Origin of the sequence: Arachidicoccus sp. (assembly GCF_050436765.1) — a bacterium.
Lineage (GTDB): Bacteria > Bacteroidota > Bacteroidia > Chitinophagales > Chitinophagaceae > Arachidicoccus.
This window is the reverse complement of sequence record NZ_JBNQGD010000143.1, coordinates 1-1163: the sequence shown is the minus strand read 5'-3', so window position 1 is coordinate 1163 and position 1163 is coordinate 1. Positions and strand designations below refer to the sequence as shown.

Annotated in this window: 2 protein-coding genes; one reads left to right on the top strand and one right to left on the bottom strand. The window is 35.9% G+C overall.

The window, feature by feature from the left end; translation table 11 throughout:
* Positions 1-504, top strand: a 504-nt coding sequence (locus ACQR30_RS06065) for a hypothetical protein (RefSeq protein WP_429732730.1), incomplete at its 5' end; no start/stop codon positions are given.
* Here ACQR30_RS06065 and ACQR30_RS06060 read toward each other — a convergent pair.
* Positions 483-914, bottom strand: coding sequence for a hypothetical protein (locus ACQR30_RS06060; RefSeq protein WP_429732727.1), 432 nt, complete (start codon positions 912-914; stop codon positions 483-485). The two genes, ACQR30_RS06065 and ACQR30_RS06060, sit on opposite strands and share 22 nt — an antisense overlap.
* Positions 915-1163: the final 249 nt, after the last annotated feature.

Sequence of the window (1163 nt, the reverse complement as noted above, 5' to 3'; positions counted from 1 at the left end):
TTATTTCAAATACAAGATTCACTTGATTTGTTATCATTGCATTTATCTGCGAGATCACGAGCTTGGGTTAAAAATTTACCTATAATAGTTAAGGACATTAATAATTCTGTAACACGTCTAGTTGGATTAGCGCCTGTTATAGCTATAAAAAATAAACAGGTATATGCTAAATCTTCGTACAAATCTCAGAATAGACCTATGGGGTATGATGAAGACCAATTAACTTATGATATTCTTATAAGATATTTACTTGAACCTAGTGATCTGGAAGGAAATAGGCGGCGGGCGGGTGATATAAATTGGTCTCAACAAATTTATCGTATCCGAGAAGCTTTAATACAAAAAGATCAACCGATATTATATTGGCTAGCTCCTCTGGAGTGCTCCAGCTCCTTTGTCTTTGACGCCGAAGGCAGAGCGCCCGAACGATCCTTTGTAAATGAAGAACTTTTAATTATTCCCGATGATACAGAGCTTCCTCCTCAATGGGTGCTTAAATCATGAGTAAAACGTTCTATATTTTTTTGACCCCGTTGTGTTTCCCGCTCGTAAAATGCTTTTAATTCATCATCTTTAATTTCAATCATCTCGATGCCACCCGACACTGCCAAATTTCCGGCAGTATTATTTGCCCCTTCGGGGCGCTCTGAGTTCCCTTCGGGACGCTCCTTCGGAGCAGGAGCTGGTACTGCTAAATTTCCAGCAGTAAATGGGAGGGCGGAGGTATTATTAATCAGAATAGGAGCTATTGGTGGATGTTCTCCTCTCCAAATTTGATATACCCGCCAGGGAGATATTTTATATTTTCTAGCCATAATTTCTGAAGCCCGATTCATTAAATCTTTAGCATTAATAATATCCCGGATATCTTCATCAGATAAGGAAGTTGCATCCGCTCGCAAATATCGTACCATTTTTTATCTACCGAAAAAATATCGATAAATAATTAATATATGACCGGTATTATTTCGATTCAACCGATATATAACTGATTTAACCGATATATGATCGATTTAACCGATATATGTTCGATCTATGTTCGATCTAAGATTGATATATGTTCGATCTAAGTTCGATCTAAGATATAATTTTTTTAAAAAAAAATATTTTATAACGTATAATGAGTCAAAATTGGGCGAACACTTTATTATTAAAATAATATA